Source organism: Natrialba aegyptia DSM 13077 (assembly GCF_000337535.1).
Taxonomy (GTDB): Archaea; Halobacteriota; Halobacteria; order Halobacteriales; family Natrialbaceae; genus Natrialba; species Natrialba aegyptia.
In genome coordinates this window covers 55849-78859 of sequence record NZ_AOIP01000031.1, presented here as the reverse complement: position 1 = coordinate 78859, position 23011 = coordinate 55849, and the positions used below count along the sequence as shown (strand labels likewise).

Here is a 23011-nt window from a genome sequence, read left to right as displayed (position 1 = left end):
CATCGAGACTGTTCATGACCGGTGCCGGCCTAGTCGACACCGGGGCCCGACAACTGACTGCCGAGACCCTGGCACTATTGTGGTGACGGCAAGAGTTCCGCAACTGATGACCGCCGACACGGAACCCGACACCGCAGACACCACCGTCCTGCTCACCGGCTACGAACCCTTCGGCGAGTTCAGCTCGAATCCCGCCTCGCAACTGGCAACGCGACTCGACGGGCTCGACCGCGAGACGTACACGATCGTCGGCCGCGAACTGCCGGTCGTCTTCGATCGCGCGGCGGCCGAACTCACCGCTGCGATCGATGAACACGACCCTGAACTCGTCTGTGCGCTCGGACTGGCCGCCGGCCGGCACGCGTTGTCACTCGAACGCGTCGGGATCAATCTCCGCGATACGAGTTCGGCCGGCGTGCCGGACAACGACGAGCGGCGCGTGGTCGACGATCCCGTGGTCGCGGACGGGCCTGGGGCGTATTTTGCGACGCTGCCGCTTCGGGCGATGAAGGCAGCGATGCGGGACGCCGGGGTGCCGACGAGGCTGTCGACCGACGCCGGCACGCATCTCTGTAACAATCTGCTGTATACCGCTCGTCACGTTTCGGAGACGGCGGCCACGGACCACGAGTTCAGCGTCGGCTTCGCCCACGTTCCGCTCTCGCACGAACAGGCGGCGGTCCGCGACGAGGGCGAACCGAGTATGGCACTCGAGACGATGCAGAAGGGAGTCCTCGTGGGACTTGAGGCAGCCTGTAAGCAAGAATCTCATCCTGACGAGAATGCACGAGCGGGGGCGGAGTGATCAACGCGCGAGAGAGACCAATTTCCATAATCGAGGCGAGCACACAATACTCTTAATACGGGAGGTCGTACTGGCGGGTATGGCAGACAAACCGACCTCCGGTGAGATTCTCGGAGTACCGTACAACTTCGAACGGCCGAGCATCGGTCGCATGCTCTCGTCGTACTGGCAGCCGGGCGAGGGAATGCTCGTCGAGAAGCCCTTCGGCGTCGGCTACACGCTTAATCTCGCGAACTGGCGCTCGTGGATCGTCGTCGTTGTCGCCGGTGCGCTGCTGTGGCAACAGGAGCAGGGCTCGTCCACGGACACCGAGGAGCAGGAAGACGAACCCGTCGAAGTCATCGTCGACGACGATCACTGAACGGCGAGTTCAGTTGCACGCGCCGTTTCTCTCGGTTCTGTAGGTTCTGTAGTGGATGGCGTAGCGGTAATAACTGCCACACCGCCCGTGAGCGGGGCGTCTGTGCGTTCGAGTTCGCTCTCGCGTTCAGTCACAGTCCCAGGGTCGAGCGTCTACTCGTGCTCGTTCGAGCGGTCGGTTGCCCGTCGGGCACCGATTCGACTCATAGCGGGCGCAACCGACGGCTATATTCCCGCGGCGACCGCTGCCTCGAATATGGCCATTCGGTTCGTCACCGGGAACGACGGAAAGGCGCGCGAGGCCCAGTCCTATCTCGAGGGGATCACCACCGTCGAACAGGTGCCCTACGACTACACGGAAATCCAGAGCGACTCGCTCGAAGCTATCGCGGTTCGCGGCGCAGAGGAAGCGTTCGCTGAACTCGAGGACGTCGACCCGATTCTGGTTGGCGACACGGGCCTGTTCGTCGACGCGCTCGGAGGCTTCCCGGGGCCGTACTCGGCGTACGTCGAGGACACGGTCGGCGTCGAACGCCTCTGGCGACTCGTCGAGTCGGAGGACGACCGCAGGGCGCGGTTCAAGACGGTTCTCGGGTTCACGGACGGCGACCGGACGGAAACGTTCGAGGGAACGCTTGCGGGGACCATTGTCTCGCCGCGCGGCGACGGTGGCTTTGGCTACGATCCGATCTTCGAGTTCAACGGGCAGACGCTGGCCGAGATGGATGTCGAAGAGAAGAACGCAATTTCACACCGCGGGCGAGCGCTGGCGACGTTTACCGAGTGGTACGCCGATCAGTAGTCGGTCAACTTATTCGCGCGGGTCGCGGTCCGGTCCCGGATATGTTCCGCCTTCGACCGCCGGATAGAGGTTTTCGGGATCGAACACAGTCGCGAACGCGTCCGGCGTCCGTACGCTAAGCGAGAGCCGCGGCTGCATGGAGAGTCCGGCGGCCGCCGAGTTCAGCGACTCGTCGTAGGAGAGTAAGTGCGCCGCCTCGCCGCGGTAGGCCGAGGCGAGTGCCGGGTGATCGTCGGCGGGGTGGTCAACGGCGACGCGATCGGCTTCGAGGCGCGCTCGATGGTCGGCCGCGAGGTCGGGGTCGGCGAGGGCGGCGACGAGGCGTTCGGTCGCCGCGAGCAGGTGATCGCTCGCGACGAGATCGATCCAGGAGTGGCGGCGGACGTGATCCAGCGCCCTGCGGGCGTCGCCGTCGAGCAGGAGATCGGCGGCCAGAACCGCGGGATCGGCGGCGATACGGGCGGGGTTCGGCTGCGCGGATGTCTGATCGGGATCGGAATCCGGATCGGGATCAGGATCAGTCATCCCGCTCACCTGAACTCGACGCCGGGTAGTCGTCCAGTTCGTCGGCGGTCGCGCGGATCCGGTCGAGGTCAATGTCGTAGGTCGCTCCGCGTTCGAAGAGGTCGCCCCAGGTGGTGGTCATCGGCGGTGGTTTGTCCTATCGGGAGAAAAGTCGCCCGGGTTTTCGCGCCCGGTTTCGCGCCGCGTTCGTGGACGATTCATACGGACTGCTGTCAGTCATTTCCGGCGCAACCGCGCCCGTCCTGCGGTTGTACCGGCAAATCGTTACAGCAGACCGTATCACGCGTAACGCGACAACAGCCAGAACGCGACGGCACCGAGGACGAACGCGACGCCGACGTTCGCCGCGAGGCCGACGACGCCGACGCCGACGACGAGGCAGAGCGCGCGGGTGTCCGCGACGGAGATCGGAGCGAACGCCGCGCGGCCGAGTTCGATTGCGACGACGACGAGCAAGACGCCGAGCAGGGCGACCGGGAACGCGGCCAGCAGCGCGCCGGTTGCGACGAGCGCGAGGGCGACGTACCCCAGGCCGAGGAGGACGTTCGCGCCGGCGGTTCGCGCGCCGAAGGCGTACTTGCCGGCGAGGCCGCCGCTGCCGTGACACATCGGGACGCCGCCGAACGGAATCGCCGTGAGACAGGTCACGCCCATGCTCTGTGAGAGCCTGTCGGCAGAGATATCCCGGTCGTAGAGGTCGCCACAGAGCAGCGCGGTCGCGATGGCCGCGTTGCCGACCGTCATCCCGAGTTGGGCAACGGTGCCCTCGATCGCCGCGGCGGAGAGCGTCGGCGCGCCGGCGGGAAAGAGTTCGGCTGCGGGAACGCGGGGCGTCGGGACGCCGGCGGCGAAGATCGCGGCGACGCCGCCGAGTGCGAGCACGACGAGGACGCTCGACTGCCGGTAGCCCGCGAGGGCGAGCGCGCCGACGACGGCGAGGCCGGCGGCGGCCACGCCGGGCGCGCCGACCGAGAGGTCGACGGCGGCCTCGAATAGGAGCAGGGCGACGGCGAGTTGGACGCCACGGATCACGGGTTCGCCGACGACCCGCTGGAGGTAGCCGACGAGGCCGAGCGACCCGACGCCGAGCAGGACGACGCCGGCGAGCAGCCCGGCCGCCGCGAGTTCGGCGTAGGAAAGCGACCCGACGATCGCGAGTCCGATCAGCGCTTTCATCGGCTCGACGGAGAGCGGCAAGCCGTAGTACAGCCCCCAGACGAGCTGGAAAACGCCGAAGCCGACGAGCACGTGGGGTAGCGAGACGGTCGTCGTTGCGGCGAGGGCGACCAGCAGCGGCAGGACGGTAACCGAATCACCTAGCGCACCCGAGAGTTCGCTGGTCGAGAACTCGAGGTCGGACCGAGTCGGCGACGGGAGCGGGTGCGCCATTCACACGCTCTTTGGCGGGGATCGGTTTCACTGTTTGCAGAAACCGATTGCGGTTTCCTGTTCGGAGCGAGTGAACCGTCGGTGGTTACGCCGCGTGTCGGACTCGTGGACGGACGGAAACGGTTCGCGTCGGCAGCGAGAACTCGTCCGGGGCGGGCGTGCACGTCGGCGATCAGTACGCTGAAGATCGGTCGGCCGACTGGTTTGCGTATGACCGACCTCGGGAAGATCGACCGCGAGTTCTTCGAGCACCGGATCGCGCCGAATCTGGGCGCGTCTCGTGATGATGTCGTGATCGGGCCGACTCACGGCGTCGATTTCGGCGTGCTGGATATCGGTGGACAGGCGCTCGTTACTGCGACGGACCCGCTCTCGATCCTGCCGGCACTCGGCTTCGAGCGCGCGGCTCGGTTCGCGCTCGATCTCGTGCTCGCGGACGTTGCCGTCAGCGGCGTCGCGCCGTCACACCTCTCGATCTGTTTTACCCTCCCCGAGACGATGACCGACGACGAGTTCGCGACCGTCTGGGAGACGATTCACGGGGAGTGTCGCGACCTCGGCGTCTCGGTCGTGACGGGGCACACGGCGCGGTACTCCGATCCGTCCCACCCGTGGGTCGGCGCGGCGACCGCGATGGGCGTCGGCGAGCACGACGCGGTCGTCCGTCCCGACGGCGCGCGCGCCGGCGATCGGCTCCTCCTGACGACCGGGCCAGCCGTGGAGGCCGTCGGTCTCCTCAGCACCCTCTTCGGCGACCAGTTGGATCTCCCACGGACTGTGATCGCCGACGCGCAGGACCGCCTCGACGAGGTCTACGCGGTCAGGGACGCGCTTACGGCGGCCGCGTCGGGACCCGTCACCGCGATGCACGACGTGACCGAGGGCGGGCTCGCGGGCGCGCTGAACGAGATGGCGGCGGGTGCCGACGCCCGATTCGCGATCGACCGGGAGGCGGTGCCGGTGCGTCCCGGTGTCGCCGAGGTCTGCGAACGCCTCGAACTCGACCCCTGGGCGATGACCAGCTGCGGCTCGCTCGTCATCGCGGTCGACCCGGACGGCGTCGACGCGGTGCGGACGGCGCTCGAAGACCGAGGGACCGTCGTCGCGGACATCGGCCGCGTCGAATCGGGGTCCGGGGTCGCGGTCGATGGCGAACGACTCGAGCATCCGCGCACCGATCCGTCGTGGGCGGCCTACGCGGAGCTTGCACGTGAGTAGCACAGACTGAACCGCTTCCGAGTCGTCGAGTCGACCGATGAGGGCTCACTCCATCCGTCGAGCGAGTTCGTCGATCCGCCCGGTTTTCGGACCACTATCGATTTGTATAACCAGCGAATATCCCCGGCTATGAGAACTCCAGCACCCGACGGTCGCCCCGTCGCGCTGACGATCGCGGGCAGCGACTCCGGCGGCGGGGCCGGCATCCAGGCCGACCTCGCGACGATGACCGCCCACGGCGTCTTCGGCACGTCGGCTATCACCGCCGTCACCGCCCAGCACACCCGCGGCGTCGAGCGCTCGTTCGCCCTCCCCGCCGAGGAGGTCGACGCCCAGATCGGGGCTGTCACCGGCGACTTCGACGTCGGTGCCGCGAAAACGGGGATGCTCGCGACGACCGAACTCGTCGAGACCGTCGCCGAGCGCGCGAGTTCGTTCGCGTTTCCGCTGGTCGTCGACCCCGTGATGGTCGCGACCTCGGGAGATCGGTTGCTCGAACCCGCGGCCGAACGGGCCTACGAGGATCTCCTGTCGGACACGACGCTCGCGACGCCGAACGCGGACGAGGCGGAGGTGCTGACTGACATCGCGGTGACGGACGAGGAGAGCGCCCGCGAGGCCGGCGAGGCGATCCGCGAACTCGGCGTCGACGCGGCGCTCGTCAAGGGCGGACACGTTCCCGGCGAGACGGTTCGAGACGTACTCGTCACCGACGCGGGCACCACGACGTTCGAACACCCGCGCATCGACACGGCGGCGACCCACGGCTCCGGCTGTGCGCTGTCGGCGGCGATCGCGGCCCGCCTGGCGACGGGGGACGACCTCGAGACGGCCGTCGGCGGCGCGACCGACTTCCTCGTGCGGGCGGTACGATACGCCTACGACGTCGGAGAGGGCGACGGGGCGGTCAACCACGCCGTCGAATTGCGAAACGCGGCCGCCCGGGAGGCGACGAGCGAAGAAGTACAGACCATCGTCGACCGACTCGTCGACGCCGACGTTTCCGAACTCGTCCCCGAAGTCGGGATGAACGTCGTCGGCGCGACCCCCTACGCCGAATCGGTCGACGAGACGGCCGCCGTCGAGGGTCGCATCACGCGCACGCTCTCTGGAATCCAGCCCAACCGCGGCGTCCGATTCGGCGCGTCGAGCCACGTCGCCCGATTCCTCCTCGCCGCCCGCGAGTTCAGTCCCGACCTCCGGTTCGCCGTCAACTGCCGGTTCGGCGCGGACGTGGAGGCGGCGCTCGCTGAACTCGGCTGGGAACGCGCCGAGTACGACCGTGCCGACGAGCCGACGGCCGATGAGGAGGGCGAGACGATGGGATGGGGCGCGCGGCAGGCGTTCGCTGATCGGAACGACGAGGAGCCGCCGACCGCCGTGATCGACCGCGGGGCGGTCGGCAAGGAGGCGATGACGAAATTGCTCGCGGACGACGCCGCGACCCTCGCCGAGCGCGTCGTCGCGCTCGATTCGGAGGTGCGCCGATGAGCGCACCCGACGCCGCGGTCGAGACGGCGACCGAACTCGACGTCGGCGTCATCCTTCCCCAGTACGGAACCGAGATCGACGCGGTCCGCGAGACGGCGATTCGGGCCGAATCGATCGGCTACGACGCGGTCTGGCTCGAGGACCACTTCCAGTCGTGGATCGGCGACCCGCGTCGCGGGGCCCACGAGTGCTGGACGACGCTCAGCGCCGTCGCCGAGGCGACCGACCGGGTCCGCGTCGGTACGCTCGTCACGAGCCAGTCCTACCGGCAGCCCGCGCTGCTGGCGAAGATGGCGGCGACGGTCGACCGGATCAGCGACGGCCGACTCGACCTCGGCCTGGGCGGGGGCTGGTACGGCGACGAGTACGACCGGTTCGGCTACGAGTTCAGGGAGCCGCCGGCAGAGCGGCTTCGGCGGCTCGCCGAGACGGTCGAAATTCTACAGAGGCTGTGGACCGAAGAGAGCTACAGCTACGAGGGCGAGCATCTCGATATCGAACTCGAGGACGCGTTCTGCGAGCCGCGGCCGGTCCAAGACCCGCACCCGCCGATCTGGATCGGGGGCGGCGGCGAGGAGTTCACCCTTCGGTACGCAGCCGAACTGGCCGACGGCTGGAACTTCGGGACCCTCTCGCCCGAGGGATTTCGGGAGAAGCTCGACGTACTGCGAGGCCATTGCGAGGACGACGCGCGGTACGACGAGATCCGCAAGTCCGCCGAACTGTTCGTCTTCGTCGGCGAGACGACCGCGGATGCGGAACGCAAACGGGCAGCGTTCGCGGACGAGTTCCTGCCGGACGAGCCGAGCGAGCCGCGGGAGTTCTTCCTTTCGGGATACGTCGAGACGGCACCGACCGGGACGCCGGCGGAGATCCGCGAGCGCCTCGATGCGTACGTCGACGCCGGGATCGAGACGGTCATGCTAGCGGTGCCGGACGCGGCGGCCGACGAGGACGAGAGCCTGGTGCTCTTGGCCGACGAACTGCTCGCGTGAGCCTGCGGTCCGCAAGACTACCGGAAACCGAACGCTCATTCTCCGTGCGGACGATAGCACCGCGCATGGTCGAAAGCCCATTCGACGCCGAGATTCGCGTCGGCAAGGTACTGGAAGCCGAATCGTTCCCTGAGGCGAACAAACCGAAGATGACCAAGCTGTGGATCACCCTCGGCGAGGACCACGGCGAGATTCAGTCCGCGGCGCAACTGGATCACCACTACGACCCGACTGAACTCGAGGGCCGGCGGGTGCTGTGTGCGACGAACTTGGGCACGGTGCGGATTGCGGGATTCAAATCCGAGGCGCTGACCGTCGGCGTCCCCGACGAGGACGAGTTCCCGGTGCTGGTCGAACCGGATCGGGATGTGGATGTCCCGCTCGGCGGGTCGCTGTATTAACTCGACACCGATCCCGTCTCGGGTACTGATCGAACTGTTCGGGTCGTTCTCCAGTGAACTCTTCACCGAAAACGTATTCGAAAGTGTGATGTTTTTCGACCCGAGTTCGGTCCTTCGAAGAGAGCGTGTTTCCCGGTCAACGAAGGAACGTAGCGGCTGGTCAGTTCCCCAAGATCAGTCGACGGTGGAACAGTCGAATGATCTCCAGATACTGAGTCCAGCGCCACTGTCTGCTCGTGCGTCGCCAATATATATCCGCACCTGAACACATTCCTGATCGTACGCAGCGAAATCAAGAGTTACGGCATCTTCCCTGGATTGATCACCTCGCCACGTGTGTAAAATATACGAACCTGGCTCTGTCGGATACCCCTCAAACGCTACTCCGCTCCACTTCTCGTCTCCCAATCCAGTCGATTCATCCGCAGCTGACGGGATTTCGACCGCCCTCTCGTATACCACCTCACCGTTCTCGGTTATTTCAACAGAGAGCTCATACGCATCAGATTCATGATTGATCGCCTGAAGTTGTAGCAATCGGGTATCTACTGTGGAACTCTCGCGGCCGGAACAACCAGCGAGTACCACAGGGAGACCACCGCCCATCACCAGTAGAGTTTGCCGCCGCGTACGGAGGGACATACGAGTGAAACTCGTAGATATTACATATGCTTTCCTAAATGAATCGGTTTGGGAAAGGCGATACTAACCGTTAGAAGAGGCGGTCACGGTTGTGGACGAGAGAGGAGAGGCGAGATTCTTCGGGGAGGGATTCGGGCGCTGTCCCGAGTGGGCGTTTCCGGTCAGTTCCGCTCGAAGAGATCTCGTCCACTCGACGGGTGTCCCGCGTTCGGTTTCGATCACTTCCACCACGGATCCCGCAGGGTTTTTGTGATGGAAAGCCAGGCTCCGAGTATGACAGAGGCGACGGGCATCGTCGGCGAGTTCTTCTCGCTCAAGGAGGACACCGACGCGGAGCTGTTGGCGATGCAGTGTGGGGATTTCTACGAGTTCTTCGGCGAGGACGCGGAGACCGTCAGCGACGAACTCGATCTCAAGGTTTCCCAGAAGTCCTCGCACGGCTCGTCGTACCCGATGGCTGGCGTGCCGTTAGACGACCTGACGCCGTATCTCAAGGCCTTAGTCGAGCGCGGCTACCGGGTCGCCGTCGCCGACCAGTACGAAACCGAATCGGGCCACGCGCGCGAGATCCAGCGGGTCGTCACGCCCGGGACGCTGCTCGAGACGAGCGACGCCGACGCGCAGTACCTGGCGGCGGTGGTCGACGGCGGCTCCGGCTCCGATCCGCGCTACGGCCTCGCCTTCGCCGACGTGACGACGGGGCGCTTTCTCGTCGCCGAGGCCGCGGACACCGACGCCGCGCTGACCGAACTCTACCGGTTCGATCCCGTCGAGGTGCTGCCCGGCCCCGACAGCCGGACGGACGACGACCTGTTGGGGACGGTCCGCGAGCGCATCGACGCGGCGCTGACGCTTCACGAGACGGAGGCCTTCGCCCCGAAGCGCGCCGCACACGCCGTTCGCGAGCAGTTCGGCAGCGAGACCGTCGAGCGCCTGTCGGTCGGTCCCGAAGCGACGGCCGCCGCGGGCGCGATTCTCGCCTACGTCGAGGAGACCGGGGCCGGCGTGCTCGCGTCGATGACGCGCATCCAGGCCCATCACGGCGACGATCACGTCACCCTCGACGCGACGACCCAGCGCAACCTCGAACTCACCGAAACCATGCAGGGCGAGCGCGACGGCTCGCTGTTCGCGACGATCGATCACACCCAGACCAGCGCCGGCGGCCGGCTGTTGAAGGAGTGGCTTCAGCGCCCGCGGCGCGCGCTAGAAACGCTGGAGCAGCGCCAGGAGAGTGTCGCGGCCCTCTCGTCGGCGGCGCTCGAACGCGACGAGATGCAGGATACGCTCGGCGAGGCCTACGACCTCGCACGCCTGGCATCGAAGGCGACCCACGGCAGCGCGGATGCGCGCGACCTCCTCGCGGTTCGGGAAACCCTCGCCGTGCTCCCGGCGCTCGCGGAGACCATCGACTCGACGCCGGCTCTCGCAGAGTCGCCGCTGGCCGGCATCATCGACCGGCCGGACCGCGCCGCCGCGGCGGCCCTTCGGGAAGCGCTCGAAGACGCCATCGCCGAGGACCCGCCCTCGACGGTAACCCAGGGCGAACTCCTCCAGTACGGCTACGACGACGATCTGGACGAGGTCATTGACCGCCACGAGGAGGTAAAGCAGTGGCTCGACACGCTCGACGAGCGCGAGAAGCGCCAACACGGCCTCTCGCACGTGACCGTCGACCGGAACAAGACCGACGGCTACTACATCCAGGTCGGCAAATCCGCCGCCGACGGGGTCCCCGACCACTACGAGCAGGTCAAGACCCTCAAGAACTCCAAACGGTTCACCACCGACGAACTGGAGGAGAAAGAACGCGAAATCCTCCGACTCGAGGAGCAACGCGGCGAACTCGAGTACGACCTCTTCGAATCGCTTCGCGACGACGTGGCCGCGCGAGCCGAACTCTTACAGGACGTCGGCCGCGCCCTCGCGACGGTCGATGCGCTGGCGAGTCTCGCGACCCACGCCGCGGAGAACCGGTGGGTCAAACCCGACCTGCACCGCGGCGACGCGCTCGACATCGATCAGGGCCGCCATCCCGTCGTCGAACAGACCACCGAGTTCGTCCCGAACGATGTTCGGCTGGACGGCGAGGATCGGGGCTTCCTCGTGGTCACCGGCCCCAACATGTCAGGGAAGTCGACGTACATGCGACAGGTCGCCTGCATCGTCCTGCTCGCCCAGATCGGGAGCTTCGTCCCGGCGAAGGAAGCCACAATCGGCCTCGTCGACGGCATCTTCACGCGCGTCGGCGCGCTCGACGAACTCGCACAGGGCCGCTCGACGTTCATGGTCGAGATGAGCGAACTCTCGAACATCCTCCATACGGCGACCGAGGAGTCGCTCGTTATCCTGGACGAGGTCGGGCGCGGAACCGCAACCTACGACGGCATCTCGATCGCCTGGGCGGCCACCGAGTACCTGCACAACGAGGTCGCAGCCAAGACGCTGTTTGCGACCCACTACCACGAACTCACCGGCCTCGCGGAGAACCTCCCGCGGGTCGCGAACGTCCACGTCGCCGCGGATGAGCGCGACGGCGACGTAACCTTCCTACGAGCCGTGCGTGACGGCCCCACGGACCGATCCTACGGCATTCACGTCGCGGATCTCGCCGGCGTCCCCGGTCCCGTCGTCGACCGCGCACGGGATGTCCTCGAGCGTCTGCGCGAGGAGAAGGCCATCGAGGCGAAGGGAGGACACTCGAGCGACCCCGTCCAGACGGTGTTCGACGTGAGCAACGGGCAGTTCCGCGGCCCGGCGAACGCCGACGGTGGTGCGCCGAACGATACCACAGAATCCGACGATATCGACCCCGAAACCGAAGCCGTCCTCGACGACCTCGAAGAACTCGACGTGAACGAGACGCCGCCGGTCGAGTTGATCACGAAGGTCCAGGAGTGGCAGGAGAAACTATCGGAGTAATACTCGACGGGCAGGCACGCGAACCCGTCCATTGTACAGTTTTCGACCAGCTGCGTTTCCATCGGTAAATCTATAGGCGAATGCGGCATCAGGTAGCACGATGCACGAACCAGACTACGGTGTCGCGGGCGAGACCGCCATCGTCACGGGCGCGAGTCAGGGAATCGGAAAGGCGATCGCGGAGACGCTCGCCGCGAGCGGGGCGAACGTCGCGATTTGCTCGCGCTCGATGGACCGCATCGGGCCGGTCGCCGAGGCGATCACCGACGCCGAGGACGTCCCGGGCGAGGCCCTCGCAGTCGAATGCAACGTCCGCGAGCGCGACCAGGTGCAATCGTTCGTCGACGAGACCGTCGAGGCGTTCGGCGACATCGACGTACTCGTCAACAACGCCGGCGGCGAGTTCGTCGCGAACTTCGAGGACATCTCGGAGAACGGGTGGAAGACCATCGTCGACCTCAACCTCCACAGCACCGTCCACTGCACCCAACTGGCCGGCGAGGTCATGCGCGAGGGCGACGGCGGGTCGATCGTCAACCTCTCGTCGGTCAACGGCCAGCACGCCGCACCGGGCGAGAGCCACTACGGGGCCTCGAAGGCGGCGATCATCCGGTTGACGGAGACGCTGGCGACCGAGTGGGCCGGCGACGGCATCCGCGTCAACTGCATCGCACCGGGATTGATCCAGACGCCCGGCGTCGCCGAGACGCTCGGCATTCAAAGCGAGGACATGCCCTCGCGCGAGAAGACCGAGCGCCGGATCGGCCACGCCGAGGAGATCGCAGACGCCGTCCAGTTCCTCGTCAGTCCGGCCGCGTCGTTCATCACCGGCGAGACGCTCACCGCGAAGGGCGTCCCCCGCGCCGGGAACTCGATGTCCCAGGACCTCGGACTGGAGTAAGCCGCTTCGAAACCCGCTCGCGGTCGACTCCCGCGCTTGCACCGACACGAGACGTTTTGTCGACGGCCCCGGAAGACGGACGTATGCCACCCACCCTCACCGCAGCGCTGTCCGGAATCACCTGTCCGCTCGTAACACCATTTGACGAGAGCGGCGACATCGACGCCGACGCGTTCGGCGACCTCGTCGAGTTCACCGTCGACGGCGGTATCGACGGGATCTTCCCCTGCGGAACGACGGGCGAGTTCGCGAGCCTCTCCCCGGCCGAACGCCGACGCGTCACTGAACTCGCGGTCGACCACGCTGACGGCGAGGTGCCCGTTCTCGCGGGGGCGGCCGCGACGAGCGTCGCCGAAGCCCTGTCGGCGATCGAGGACATCGCCGCAGTTGGCGCGGACGCGGCGGTCGTCACGCCGCCGTACTTCCACACCGCGAACGACCCGGCGGGCAATCGACGGTTCTTCGAGGCCGTCGCCGACGAGTCGCCGCTGCCGCTGCTGTTGTACAACATCCCGTCCTGTACCGGTCGGGGGCTCGCACCGGAGACGATCGACGCGCTGGCGACCCGCGAGGACGTGATCGGACTGAAGGATTCGAGCGGCGACCTCGAGTTCGTCTGCGATGCGATACGACGGACGCCGGCGGAGTTCCGCGTGGTGCAGGGCTACGATGCGTTGCTCGTCCCGGCGCTTCGGATGGGGGCCGACGGCGGGGTGAACGCGCTCGCGAACGTCGTTCCCGAGGTCTACGCCGAGGTTGCAGAGCGGGCCGACGACGAGCGCGGCGGCGAGTTGCAGGGGGCCGTGTCACGCCTGTTCGACGCCTGCGGCGAGTACGGGTTCGCACCGGCGACGAAGACGGCGCTTACCGCCCGCGGGGTGATCCCGACGGACGCGGTTCGCCCGCCGCTGGTCGAGGTGCCGCCAGCGGGCCGGACGGCGATCGAGAACAGCCTCGAGGAGGTGCTGTCGCTGCGCGCGTAGGGAGCGAGGATCTCGGGGACTTCCATCGTTCGGCGGACGGGTGCGGAATCGCAATTCTGACCACCCTCGAGCACCAGTGGGAACTAGACACCGATCGATCGGAACGACGGAGACGGGGCGAGACGAGTTCACGACGCCGCCCCGATCGGGATCTCCGCGTTCGGGAGCCACCACCGCCACCACACCCACCACAGACCATGAGCGACACACAACCGCCACGGGACGAGACGGACATTCGCCGGCTCGACGACGATACCGTCGCCCGCATCGCCGCCGGCGAGGTCGTCGAGCGGCCCGCAAGCGCCGTCAAAGAACTCGTCGAGAACAGCCTGGACGCCGACGCCTCGACCATCGACGTGACCGTCGACGCCGGCGGCACCGAACTCGTCCGCGTCGCCGACGACGGCCGCGGCATGTCCGAGGCCGACGTTCGAGCGGCCGTCAGAGAACACACGACCAGCAAGATCGACGGGCTCGACGACATCGAATCCGGCGTCACCACCCTCGGCTTCCGCGGCGAGGCCCTCCACACCATCGGCTCCGTCTCGCGGCTCACCATTCGGTCGCGCCCGCAGGACGGCGACGACGCCGGCACCGAACTCGTCTACGAGGGTGGCGAGGTTGAGTCGGTCGAGCCCGCGGGCTGTCCGGCGGGAACGACCGTCGAGGTCGCGGACCTGTTCTACAACACGCCCGCCCGCCGGAAGTTCCTCAAGACGACGGCGACCGAGTTCGCCCACGTCAATCGGATCGTCACGCGCTACGCGCTCGCCAACCCGGACGTGGCCGTCTCGCTGACCCACGACGGCCGCGAGGTCTTCTCGACGACGGGACAGGGCGACCTCCAGGCGGCCGTCCTCGCCGTCTACGGGCGCGAGGTCGCCGCCGCGATGATCCCCGTCGAAGCCGACGGCGACGAACTCCCGCCCGGACCGCTCGAGGGGGTTTCCGGGCTCGTTTCGCACCCCGAGACCAACCGGGCGAGTCGGGAGTACCTCGCGACGTACGTCAACGATCGCGCCGTCACGGCGGATGCGGTTCGCGAGGGGATCATGGGAGCCTACGGAACGCAACTGGGAAGCGATCGATACCCGTTCGTCGTCCTCTTTCACGACGCCCCCGGCGAGGCCGTCGACGTGAACGTCCACCCGCGAAAGCGCGAGGTGCGCTTCGACGACGACGATGCGGTCCGTCGGCAGGTCGATGCGGCGGTCGAGAGCGCGCTGCTCGATCACGGCCTGCTGCGCTCGCGGGCACCGCGTGGCCGATCCGCGCCGAGCGAGGCGCGAGTGACGCCCGACCGGCAAACGCCCGAGCGAGAGAAAGGCGGGCCGAAACCGGAATCAAACCCGAGTTCAGCTAGCGATGACAGCGCGACTGGGACCGAGTCTGGCGGTGCACCCGCGGTCGACGATACCGAGAACCGGACCGAGGCGACGCCGACGGGGGTCGCGCCCGACGATACCGAACGGGGCGGCTTCGAGTCGGCGGCCGAGCGGCGAGAAGCTGAGTCGACGGGTGTTCGGGAAGTGGCGGACACCGATTCTGCCGACCGCGCGGCGGGACAGAAGCCGGGGCGGGAGACGGATGACGGCAGTCCCGCGACGGCAAACGCAGCGGGCGCGTCGTCGGACACAGACACGGACACGGACACGAATACGGATCCGGATTCGAGCGCCGACGCCGTGGACGCGGCGCACAACCGACGAGCGCTCGATCCCGACCGCAAGTTCGACGCCGCGACCGAACAGCGAACGCTCGCGGGCGACGCCGCGACGGGCGCGGACGTCGATCACGAGTTCAGTTCGCTCCCGCCGTTGCGGGTGCTCGGCCAGTACAGCGACACCTACCTCGTCTGTGAAACCGACGACGGCCTGGTGCTGATCGACCAGCACGCCGCCGACGAGCGGGTAAACTACGAACGCCTGCAGGATGCCGTCGCCGAGGACCCGTCGGCCCAGGCGCTCGCCTCGCCGGTCGAACTCGAACTGACCGCGGCCGAGGCCGAGGCGTTCGCGGCCTATCGCGACGCGCTCGCGCAACTCGGGTTCTACGCCGACCGGGTCGACGACCGCACGGTCGCCGTGACCACCGTTCCCGCGGTGTTCGAGGAGACGCTGGACCCGGATCGGTTCCGGGACGTGCTCGCCTCGTTCGTCGAGGGCGACCGCGAGGCGGGTGCCGAGACGGTCGACGCGCTGGCCGACGAGTTCCTCGGCGACCTGGCGTGTTATCCGTCGATCACGGGCAACACCTCGCTGACCGAGGGCTCGGTCGTCGACCTGCTCGCCGAACTCGACGACTGCGAGAACCCCTACGCCTGCCCGCACGGCCGGCCGGTGATCGTCCAGTTCGACGAGGGCGAAATCGAGGACCGGTTCGAGCGGGACTACCCGGGCCACGGTGGCTAGCGTGGCCCGCGAACTCGACGGCGCAATCGCCGGCGGCCAGTTCCTGCGAACGGCGCTCACGCTGGCGATTCTCGAGCGCGAGCCCGTTCGCATCACGAACGTTCGCGGCGACCGCTCAACGCCCGGGCTTCGACACCAGCACCTGGCGGTCCTCGAAACGCTTGCCGAACTCGCGGCTGCCGACGTGTCGGGTGCCGAACTCGGATCGGAGACGGTCGAGTTCAATCCGGGCAGGGAACGGCTCGCGGGCGGCGACTACGCCGTCGACATCGGTACCGCCGGCAGCGTGACGCTGCTGTTCGACGCCGTCCTCCCGCTCGCGACCGAACTCGAGTCGCCGCTGTCATTGACGGCAACCGGCGGGACGGACGTGGCGTGGTCGCCGCCGCTCGACTATTTTCGGCGCGTGAAGCTCCCGCTGCTCCGGCAGTTCGGCCTCGCGGCGGTCTGCGAGTGGAGCCGCCGCGGCTTCTACCCGGACGGCGGCGGTCAGGCGACGCTCCGCCTCGCGCCCTCGACGCTCGAACCGATCGAGTTGATCGATCGTGCACGGTCGACCGCGATCCGCGTGTACTCGGCGGAAGCCGCCGCGCTGGCGGATCGAAACGTCGCGCGTCGGCAGGCCGAGGGCGCACTCGAACGACTCGACGCGCGCGACTGTGACTGTGACTGTGACTGTGAACTCGTCGAGCGATCCGAGACGACAGTAGCGAGCGACTGTCCCGGATCGGCCATCGTGCTCCGGGTCGACGACGATGGTCGGGGCGGCGACGAGAGCGCCACCTCGCTCGCCGGATTCACCGCCCTCGGCGAGCGCGGCGTGCCGGCCGAGCGCGTCGGCGAGAACGCGGCGGACGCCGCGAACCGGTTTCTCGACGGCACGGCACCCGTCGACCGGCACATGGCGGACCAGTTGCTCGTCTTCCTCGCGATAGCGGGCGGGCGCGTTCGCGTTCCCGCCGTCACCGACCACGTCGAGACGAGTTGCGCCCTCCTCGAATCGTTCGACGTTCCGATCGAGAAGCGCCCCGAGAACGGCGCGGTCGTCATCGCGGTCGACCCGGTCGCACCCGGAACGGCCGCAGACACCTGAGCGCGCTGTCACGCGGCCACGTGACACCGGAACAACTTATACCGGGAGCGTTCGATTGTCCCGATATGGTAGCCACAGACGGTTTCGACCAGCTCGGGAGGGCCGAGCCGTGAGCGAACTCGTCACCTTCGGCGAGACGATGCTCCGGTTCTCCCCGCCCGGCAAGCAGCGACTCGAAAACGCGAGCGAACTCGAGGTTCACGCCGGCGGCGCAGAGAGCAACGTCGCGATCACCGCCCAGCGACTCGGAACGCCCGCGACCTGGCTGTCGAAGGTGCCGGAGACGCCGCTCGGTCGACGCGCCGTCGGCGAACTCAGACAGCACGGCATCGACACGGACGTCGTCTGGAGCCACCGCGGGAGACAGGGGACCTACTACGTCGAGCAAGGCGGCTCCCCGCGCGGGACGAACGTCGTCTACGACCGCGCGGACAGCGCCATCACGACCGCCTCGGCCCACGAGTTCGATCTGGATCGAATCCAGGACGCACAGGTTTTCTTCACGAGCGGGATCACGCCCGCCCTCTCCTCGTCCCTGCGGGATGCGACGGCGAACCTGCTCAAGGCGGCGAGACAGGGCGGGACGACGACCGCCGTGGACTTCAACTACCGGCGCAAGCTCTGGTCGCCCGAGGAGGCCGAGGGAACGATGACGAAGCTGTTCCCGGGCATCGACATCCTCGTGATCGCGGCCCGAGACGCCCGCACCGTCCTCGGCTTCGAGGGCGATCCGCGACAGTTAGCGCACAAACTCGGCTCGCAGTACGACTTCACGACGGTCGTCGTTACCCGCGGCGACGAGGGCGCGATCGCCTGGCACGACAGCGTCGTCCACGACCACGACGCCTACGAGACCGACACCGTCGACGCGATCGGGACCGGCGACGCGTTCACCGGCGCGTTCATCGCCCGTCGACTCGACGGGGACGACGTGCCGACGGCACTCGAGTACGCGGCCGCAACGGCGGCGCTCAAGCGGACGATTCCGGGCGACGCCGCGCTCGTCACTGCGGAAGAGGTCGAAGCGGTCGTCTCCGAACACGGGCAGGATATCTCTCGGTGATCTCCACTTCCAGCGGGAGATAGCGATCCGGAGACGACGGGAACGACGGCACCGACGGCGAGTTCAGTCGGCGATAGCGTGTCGGGCTTCGGCGTCATCACCGGCCTGATTGCGGTGCTCTTCGGCGTCGGCGCACGCGTTCAGGACGAATCGAATCTCGAATTCGAGTCGGCACGCGTCCGAACCGGACGGGCGAACGATTTTATCGGAGAGCGCAGATGGTCGCGCATGGACTGGATCGCTCGGCAGGCGACGCCGACAGCTGCGCCGACCGTTCGCGAAATCGCCCGCGAGAGTTGGCACGCCGCCTACGACGAGTTCCTCGGCTCGGCGCAAGTGGAACGGATGATCGACGAGTGGTACGCGCTCGACGAACTCGAGGAGTCGATTGCCACCGCGAGCGACCGGGACGACGAACGCTTCCTGCTGGCCGTGCCCGCCGGCGACGCACACGCGAGCGACCGCGAGACAGCTGACGCCGTCGGATTCGCTCACGCCGGCAGCCACCCGGACGAGCCCCCAGTCGCGTCCCTGGCCCGACTGTACGCGCGGCCACCCGTCTGGGGCGAGGGCGTCGGAACAGCCCTTCTGGAACGCGTCGAAGCCGACCTGCGGGCGACCTGCGAGCGCCTCCGACTAACCGTTCTCGCGGACAACGACGTCGGCGTCTCGTTCTACGAATCCCGAGGATTCGATCGGGTGGCAACGCAGGTGTCGGATCTCGAAGGAGTCGACGGACCTGGTGAACTCGAGGAGTTCGTCTACGAGAAGCAGTTGTGAACTCGGGGGTGGCCAAGTTCGGAATCGGCTCGGTTTCGGCTGTGGTCTCGGTTTCGGCTGTGGTCTCGGTTTCGACCTGATCTCGGTCTCGGTTTCGAGTTCGATCTACAGCGTCTTCTCGGCCTCGCTCTCGTCTACGACTTCGACACCGCGGTTGTTGACCGCCATCGGATCGAGGCCGACTTCCTGGAGGAACTGTTTGTACTCCCGTTCGCACTGTTCGGCGTCTTTTTGTTTGTCGCTCGCGCGGTCGCAGAGTTCGATCAGGTTCTCGGGCACGTCGTTCTGGTAGACGATCCAGTGGTTGATCAGGTCCGAGAGGCGGCGGATGGGACTGGTGAAGTGGCCGTAGATTTCGAAGTTCAACGCGTGGTGGCCGCCGAAGGGATCGTTCATGTACTTCGCGCGGGGCATGACCTTCATCACGGCCCACTGGATCTTGTCGAGCTGGCGGCCGGGCGCTTCCTCCAGAGTGGCGTTAACCGCCTTCCGGGGATCGTCCCAGGTATCGCCGGGGATCGAAACGCCGTCTAGGTCCTGGATCTCGCGGAGGGCTTCGGACCACTCGTCGGGACTGGGCTGGGGGTGGACGCGGTACATCGCCTCGACGCCGCGGTCCCACATCAGCGTGTGCGTCACGGCCTTGTTGGCCTTCAGCATGCACTCCTCGATGATCGTGTGAGCGCGGTCGCGGGAGGGGTTGAGGACCAGCGAGCCGTCTTCCTTGCGCTGTTCGTGCATCCGATCGGCGAGTTCGTGGACGAGTTTGTTTTCCTCGTGCAACGGGGCGTCGGGATCGTCGAGGCGGTTCTCGGCCTGGGAGTAGGTGAGACGTTCGTCCGACTCGATGACGGACTTGTAGATCTCGATGTTCTCGTAGCCCAGATGCTCCTTGTCGAGGTGCATCTCGACGGTGTGGGCGAGTCGCTCCTCGTTGGGGACGAGCGAGCAAACGGTTTCGGCGAGCACCGGCGGTAGCATATGGATCGTGTAGCCGGGCAGGTAGACCGTGTTGCTGCGTTCGACGGCCTCCTCCCACATCGCCGATTCGGGGTGGACGTAGTGAGTCACGTCCGCGATGTGCACCCAGAGGACGTACTCGTCCTCGCGTTCTTCGATCGAGATCGCGTCGTCGAAGTCCTGGGCGTCGATCGGGTCCGTCGTCCAGGTCGTCAGATCGCGCAGATCCGTGCGGTCCTCGATCTCGTCTTCGATTTCGGCCTGAACGTCCTCGGTTCTGGCCTCGGCCTCGTCGAGCACCGCCGCCGGGAACTCGTCGCGGATCTCGAACTTCTCGAAGAGTTCGTCGCGCTTGTTGTCGAGATGGCGGGCGAGGTCCTCGGAGATTTCGACGGGACCTTGCCCTTCGGCCGTGCCGGCTTCGGCCTGTGCGTCGTCGCTCATGACGTGGCCTACGGACGTAAGGGTGAAAGTCGTGTCGGGATTGACATCGCGCGAGAATTGCAACAGTGATAGCGACGGCTGCAGTAGCGAAGACGATACAGGGGCATGAGAGGCGAGTTCAGCGACGGTGTCACTGCCGACGGCCTTCACACGGAGTCAGTCACCGCCGGAAGCGTAAAGGAGAACGTCGCTCCCTCGCCGGGGGCGGATTCGACCCAGATGCGCCCGTCGTGTCGCTCGACGATACGCTTACAGAGGGCGAGTCCGATGCCGGTACCGGAGCGCTCCTCGTGGCTGTGGAGCCGCTGGAACACCTCGAAGATCCGCTCCTGATCGTCCGGATCGATTCCGATCCCCTCGTCGTGAACGGAGAGTTTCCATTCTGCACCCTCCGCCGTTTTCTCGGCGGTAATCGTGATCTCCGGGCGCTCCTCGCCGCTGTACTCGATCGCGTTCGATAGCAAATTCTGAAACAGTTGCCGCAGCTGATCGGCATCGCCTTGCACCCGAGGCAGCGATTCGGCTTCGATAGTGGCCTCGTGCTCGCCGATCATCATCCGGAGGTCCTGGCGGACGTCTGCGAGCACGTCGTCCAGTTCGGTCGGCGTCAGGGGATTCCCCTCCGTATCGATCCGCGAGTACTCGAGCAAGGCGTCGATCATGCTCCGCATGCGATCCGCGCCGTCGATGGCGAACTCGAGGAACTCCTCGCCGTCCTCGTCGAACGTGTCCCCGTAGCGTTGTTCGATGAGTTGGAGATAGCTCGAGACCATCCGCAGCGGTTCCTGCAGGTCGTGGGAAGCCGCGTAGGCGAACTGCTCGAGGGACTGGTTCGAGGCCTCGAGCTGTGAGATGTAATGGAGCAGATCCTTCGACTGCTCGCGGCGGACGAGCAACGAGTTCAGTCGGCGCACGAGCAGCGACCGGTCGATCGGTGCGTCGACGATGTCGTCCACGAGGTAGGGCGGCTCGCGCTCGTGGAGGTCCGGCAGCGAGACGTGGGGGTTTCTGTCGGCTCGGCGGATGAGGACGACGGGACAGAAGACGGGATCGCTTCGGTCGACGCGCTCCTGGAGGGCGGTGTGATACTCGGGAAACGTGTGGTCGTCGACGAGATAGAGGTCGGCCTTGCCGATCGATTGCGTCGTGCGGATCTCGTAGTGATCCTCGAGGAGTTTCCGGAGCGCGGCGCGGTTGCCCGTCTCCTCGATGAGTAACTGGACCGTGCTCGTTGTCGGTTGCTGATCGTGTGGATTCAGCGCCATGCACGATCACCGGTGTGAGAGCCTGGACACACACGACTGGACAGCGTCCGACTGCGACCACAATCGCGGGCGAGTTCCTGTCGTCGTGTCATTCGTATCGGGAGAGATCCGTTGGTCCGCCGGATCGAGGGACGCCCTGAAGAATACCGTGGAGTCCGGTCAGCGGATCGCCGACGCGGATTCCATCGGACGTGATTTCGAACTCGCGGAGGTTGGGCTCGAAGTTGCCGGAGCGTTTCTTCAAGATCCCGATGACTTTCTGGAGGCTGCCGTCCATCTCGACGTAGCTCAGGAACAGGAGATTGTCCGCGACGTAGCTCAGGTTGTTACTCGTCGCGTTCGAGATGCCGGTGATCTGCGAAATTTCGTTCGTCACCAACACCGTTATCCCGCGGTTTTTCAGGTACCGGGTCAGCGCGTGGAGCTTTCTGACCAGATTCTCCTCGTTCCCTTGAATCGAGGTCGTGTAGCCGTCGAGGCCGTCGATCATCACGATGTCGGTTTCCCGCTCGTCGATTTCGTCTTTGACCATGTGGGCGAACTCCTCGCCCGAGAGCGTTCGCGGCTCGATTTCGGTCACCGAAAAGAGGTCGTTATCACGCATTTCGGTGACCGGCATCCCGATTGACTCCGAGCGGTGTTGGTACGTCTCTATGTCCTCTTCGAAGAGATAGACGGCGGAGTTCAGTCCGTTCGCCGCCGCTTGCGTGAGCAATTGTGTGCCGGTCGAGGTCTTGCCGGCACCGGTCGGACCGCTGATGAACGTCACGGTGCGCTGATCGAACCCGCCGCCGGAGAGTTCATCGAGGCCGGGGATACCGAACTCGAGGTGGTTCGATTCGAGGGGGTGTTCGTGGCGGTCGGGGACCAGTTGCGGGAACACTTCGATCCCGTTTCCGCGGATTTCCATCGCGTGGTCGCCCTTTCGCTGCCCGAGCGCTCGGTGTTTTGCGACCTTGATTCGGCGGCCGCCGTCGCCTCGCGTGAGTTCGATGATGCCGTCGCTGAGCGAGCGGATTTCGGTATCGTACTCCTGTTCCGTCGAAGGCGTTGCAGTCGTGAGAACGGTGATCTCGCGCTGTTTGAGAAAGCGCATAAACGCGAGAATGCGCTTTCGGAACTGGTAGTCGTTGGCTTCGACGTACCGAAGCTGTGTGATCGGATCGACGACGACCCGATCGGGATCGATTTCGCGGATCGCCTCGTGGATGTCCTGCGTGTAGCGATCCTGTTCGATGTCGCTCGGATCGACCAGGTCGTAGGAGTAGTCTTCGGTGAAGAACTCGGAGTCGGGTCCCAGATCGAGAAACTCCGCGCCGGAGACGTCGATATCGACCGCGTCGCCGTTCATGCGGATCTCGTCTTGGGACTCTTCGCCGTGAATGAAAAGCACCGTTTCGTCGTTGGTCAGCCCCTCCTGAAGAAAGTGCATTCCGAGGAGCGTCTTCCCGGTGCCGGGTTGGCCGTGAACGAGATACATGCGGCCAGGAACGAACCCGCCATGAAGGATATCGTCGAGTCCAGTGACCCCGCTACTCAATGGGGGAGCACGATGTTCCAT

The 23011-nt window shown here is 66.3% G+C and carries 20 protein-coding genes; 14 read left to right on the top strand and 6 right to left on the bottom strand.

Features of this window, described 5'->3' with window-relative positions; genetic code table 11:
• Positions 1–106 precede the first annotated feature (106 nt).
• From pcp to rdgB, 3 genes are all read left to right on the top strand, one after another.
• The gene (pcp, locus tag C480_RS11540; protein ID WP_006665791.1) at positions 107–805 is read left to right on the top strand and encodes a pyroglutamyl-peptidase I; all 699 of its coding nucleotides are present in this window, start codon (positions 107–109) and stop codon (positions 803–805) included.
• A gap of 79 nt (positions 806–884) precedes the next feature.
• Positions 885–1166, top strand: coding sequence for a DUF5808 domain-containing protein (locus C480_RS11535; protein ID WP_006665790.1), 282 nt, complete (start codon positions 885–887; stop codon positions 1164–1166).
• A gap of 255 nt (positions 1167–1421) precedes the next feature.
• Positions 1422–1967 (top strand): RdgB/HAM1 family non-canonical purine NTP pyrophosphatase, encoded by a 546-nt coding sequence (rdgB, locus tag C480_RS11530; RefSeq protein ID WP_006665789.1) that lies wholly within the window; start codon positions 1422–1424, stop codon positions 1965–1967.
• A 9-nt stretch (positions 1968–1976) separates the two neighbouring features.
• Here rdgB and C480_RS11525 read toward each other — a convergent pair whose 3' ends face one another.
• The 3 genes from C480_RS11525 to C480_RS11520 form a co-directional block, all read right to left on the bottom strand.
• On the bottom strand, positions 1977–2492 hold the full coding sequence (locus C480_RS11525) for a DUF7384 family protein (protein WP_006665788.1): 516 nt from the start codon (positions 2490–2492) through the stop codon (positions 1977–1979).
• Positions 2485–2613 carry a hypothetical protein gene (locus tag C480_RS24545; protein WP_275040276.1) on the bottom strand — a complete coding sequence of 43 codons (129 nt, stop codon included), beginning with the start codon at positions 2611–2613 and terminating at the stop codon, positions 2485–2487. Before C480_RS24545 ends, C480_RS11525 begins: the two co-directional genes overlap by 8 nt.
• Before the next feature lie 158 nt (positions 2614–2771).
• Positions 2772–3881 carry a putative sulfate/molybdate transporter gene (locus C480_RS11520; RefSeq protein ID WP_006665787.1) on the bottom strand — a complete coding sequence of 370 codons (1110 nt, stop codon included), beginning with the start codon at positions 3879–3881 and terminating at the stop codon, positions 2772–2774.
• Between the two features lie 210 nt (positions 3882–4091).
• Here C480_RS11520 and C480_RS11515 point away from each other — a divergent pair, with 210 nt between their 5' ends.
• From C480_RS11515 to C480_RS11465, 11 genes are all read left to right on the top strand, one after another.
• On the top strand, positions 4092–5099 hold the full coding sequence (locus C480_RS11515; RefSeq protein ID WP_006665786.1) for a HypE family hydrogenase expression/formation protein: 1008 nt from the start codon (positions 4092–4094) through the stop codon (positions 5097–5099).
• Positions 5100–5228: 129 nt separating this feature from the next.
• Positions 5229–6590: a bifunctional hydroxymethylpyrimidine kinase/phosphomethylpyrimidine kinase gene (gene thiD / locus C480_RS11510; RefSeq protein WP_006665785.1), complete on the top strand. Its 1362-nt coding sequence runs from the start codon at positions 5229–5231 to the stop codon at positions 6588–6590.
• Positions 6587–7585 (top strand): TIGR03560 family F420-dependent LLM class oxidoreductase, encoded by a 999-nt coding sequence (locus tag C480_RS11505; protein ID WP_006665784.1) that lies wholly within the window; start codon positions 6587–6589, stop codon positions 7583–7585. Before thiD ends, C480_RS11505 begins: the two co-directional genes overlap by 4 nt.
• 65 nt (positions 7586–7650) lie before the next feature.
• A complete protein-coding gene (locus C480_RS11500) occupies positions 7651–7986 on the top strand; it encodes a tRNA-binding domain-containing protein (RefSeq protein ID WP_006665783.1) in 336 nt (111 codons plus the stop codon).
• Positions 7987–8901: 915 nt separating this feature from the next.
• Positions 8902–11550 (top strand): DNA mismatch repair protein MutS, encoded by a 2649-nt coding sequence (gene mutS / locus C480_RS11495; protein ID WP_006665782.1) that lies wholly within the window; start codon positions 8902–8904, stop codon positions 11548–11550.
• A 100-nt stretch (positions 11551–11650) separates the two neighbouring features.
• Positions 11651–12451, top strand: a complete 801-nt coding sequence (locus C480_RS11490) for an SDR family NAD(P)-dependent oxidoreductase (protein ID WP_006665781.1) — start codon at positions 11651–11653, stop codon at positions 12449–12451.
• 83 nt (positions 12452–12534) lie between these two features.
• Positions 12535–13434, top strand: a complete 900-nt coding sequence (locus tag C480_RS11485) for a dihydrodipicolinate synthase family protein (protein WP_006665780.1) — start codon at positions 12535–12537, stop codon at positions 13432–13434.
• A gap of 197 nt (positions 13435–13631) precedes the next feature.
• Positions 13632–15845, top strand: coding sequence for a DNA mismatch repair endonuclease MutL (gene mutL, locus C480_RS11480; protein ID WP_006665779.1), 2214 nt, complete (start codon positions 13632–13634; stop codon positions 15843–15845).
• The gene (rtcA, locus tag C480_RS11475) at positions 15838–16938 is read left to right on the top strand and encodes an RNA 3'-terminal phosphate cyclase (protein ID WP_006665778.1); all 1101 of its coding nucleotides are present in this window, start codon (positions 15838–15840) and stop codon (positions 16936–16938) included. Before mutL ends, rtcA begins: the two co-directional genes overlap by 8 nt.
• Before the next feature lie 109 nt (positions 16939–17047).
• Positions 17048–18001: a bifunctional 2-dehydro-3-deoxygluconokinase/2-dehydro-3-deoxygalactonokinase gene (kdgK1, locus tag C480_RS11470; RefSeq protein ID WP_006665777.1), complete on the top strand. Its 954-nt coding sequence runs from the start codon at positions 17048–17050 to the stop codon at positions 17999–18001.
• 228 nt (positions 18002–18229) lie between these two features.
• Positions 18230–18781 (top strand): GNAT family N-acetyltransferase, encoded by a 552-nt coding sequence (locus tag C480_RS11465; RefSeq protein ID WP_049903687.1) that lies wholly within the window; start codon positions 18230–18232, stop codon positions 18779–18781.
• A gap of 105 nt (positions 18782–18886) precedes the next feature.
• Here the strand turns inward: C480_RS11465 and C480_RS11460 are convergent, their stop codons facing one another.
• The 3 genes from C480_RS11460 to C480_RS11450 form a co-directional block, all read right to left on the bottom strand.
• On the bottom strand, positions 18887–20185 hold the full coding sequence (locus C480_RS11460; protein ID WP_006665775.1) for an RNB domain-containing ribonuclease: 1299 nt from the start codon (positions 20183–20185) through the stop codon (positions 18887–18889).
• A 146-nt stretch (positions 20186–20331) separates the two neighbouring features.
• On the bottom strand, positions 20332–21450 hold the full coding sequence (locus C480_RS11455) for a sensor histidine kinase (RefSeq protein WP_006665774.1): 1119 nt from the start codon (positions 21448–21450) through the stop codon (positions 20332–20334).
• 88 nt (positions 21451–21538) lie between these two features.
• Positions 21539–23011, bottom strand: coding sequence for an ATPase domain-containing protein (locus C480_RS11450; protein WP_049903604.1), 1473 nt, complete (start codon positions 23009–23011; stop codon positions 21539–21541).

What these genes read in the sequence shown, in the direction of transcription:
- pcp (WP_006665791.1), top strand. Translation starts at nt 107, where the DNA reads ATGACCGCCGACACGGAACCCGACACCGCAGACACCACCGTCCTGCTC.
- C480_RS11535 (WP_006665790.1), top strand. Translation starts at nt 885, where the DNA reads ATGGCAGACAAACCGACCTCCGGTGAGATTCTCGGAGTACCGTACAAC.
- rdgB (WP_006665789.1), top strand. Translation starts at nt 1,422, where the DNA reads ATGGCCATTCGGTTCGTCACCGGGAACGACGGAAAGGCGCGCGAGGCC.
- C480_RS11525 (WP_006665788.1), bottom strand. Translation starts at nt 2,492, where the DNA reads ATGACTGATCCTGATCCCGATCCGGATTCCGATCCCGATCAGACATCC.
- C480_RS24545 (WP_275040276.1), bottom strand. Translation starts at nt 2,613, where the DNA reads ATGACCACCACCTGGGGCGACCTCTTCGAACGCGGAGCGACCTACGAC.
- C480_RS11520 (WP_006665787.1), bottom strand. Translation starts at nt 3,881, where the DNA reads ATGGCGCACCCGCTCCCGTCGCCGACTCGGTCCGACCTCGAGTTCTCG.
- C480_RS11515 (WP_006665786.1), top strand. Translation starts at nt 4,092, where the DNA reads ATGACCGACCTCGGGAAGATCGACCGCGAGTTCTTCGAGCACCGGATC.
- thiD (WP_006665785.1), top strand. Translation starts at nt 5,229, where the DNA reads ATGAGAACTCCAGCACCCGACGGTCGCCCCGTCGCGCTGACGATCGCG.
- C480_RS11505 (WP_006665784.1), top strand. Translation starts at nt 6,587, where the DNA reads ATGAGCGCACCCGACGCCGCGGTCGAGACGGCGACCGAACTCGACGTC.
- C480_RS11500 (WP_006665783.1), top strand. Translation starts at nt 7,651, where the DNA reads ATGGTCGAAAGCCCATTCGACGCCGAGATTCGCGTCGGCAAGGTACTG.
- mutS (WP_006665782.1), top strand. Translation starts at nt 8,902, where the DNA reads ATGACAGAGGCGACGGGCATCGTCGGCGAGTTCTTCTCGCTCAAGGAG.
- C480_RS11490 (WP_006665781.1), top strand. Translation starts at nt 11,651, where the DNA reads ATGCACGAACCAGACTACGGTGTCGCGGGCGAGACCGCCATCGTCACG.
- C480_RS11485 (WP_006665780.1), top strand. Translation starts at nt 12,535, where the DNA reads ATGCCACCCACCCTCACCGCAGCGCTGTCCGGAATCACCTGTCCGCTC.
- mutL (WP_006665779.1), top strand. Translation starts at nt 13,632, where the DNA reads ATGAGCGACACACAACCGCCACGGGACGAGACGGACATTCGCCGGCTC.
- C480_RS11465 (WP_049903687.1), top strand. Translation starts at nt 18,230, where the DNA reads ATGGACTGGATCGCTCGGCAGGCGACGCCGACAGCTGCGCCGACCGTT.
- C480_RS11460 (WP_006665775.1), bottom strand. Translation starts at nt 20,185, where the DNA reads ATGAGCGACGACGCACAGGCCGAAGCCGGCACGGCCGAAGGGCAAGGT.
- C480_RS11455 (WP_006665774.1), bottom strand. Translation starts at nt 21,450, where the DNA reads ATGGCGCTGAATCCACACGATCAGCAACCGACAACGAGCACGGTCCAG.
- C480_RS11450 (WP_049903604.1), bottom strand. Translation starts at nt 23,011, where the DNA reads ATGGAACATCGTGCTCCCCCATTGAGTAGCGGGGTCACTGGACTCGAC.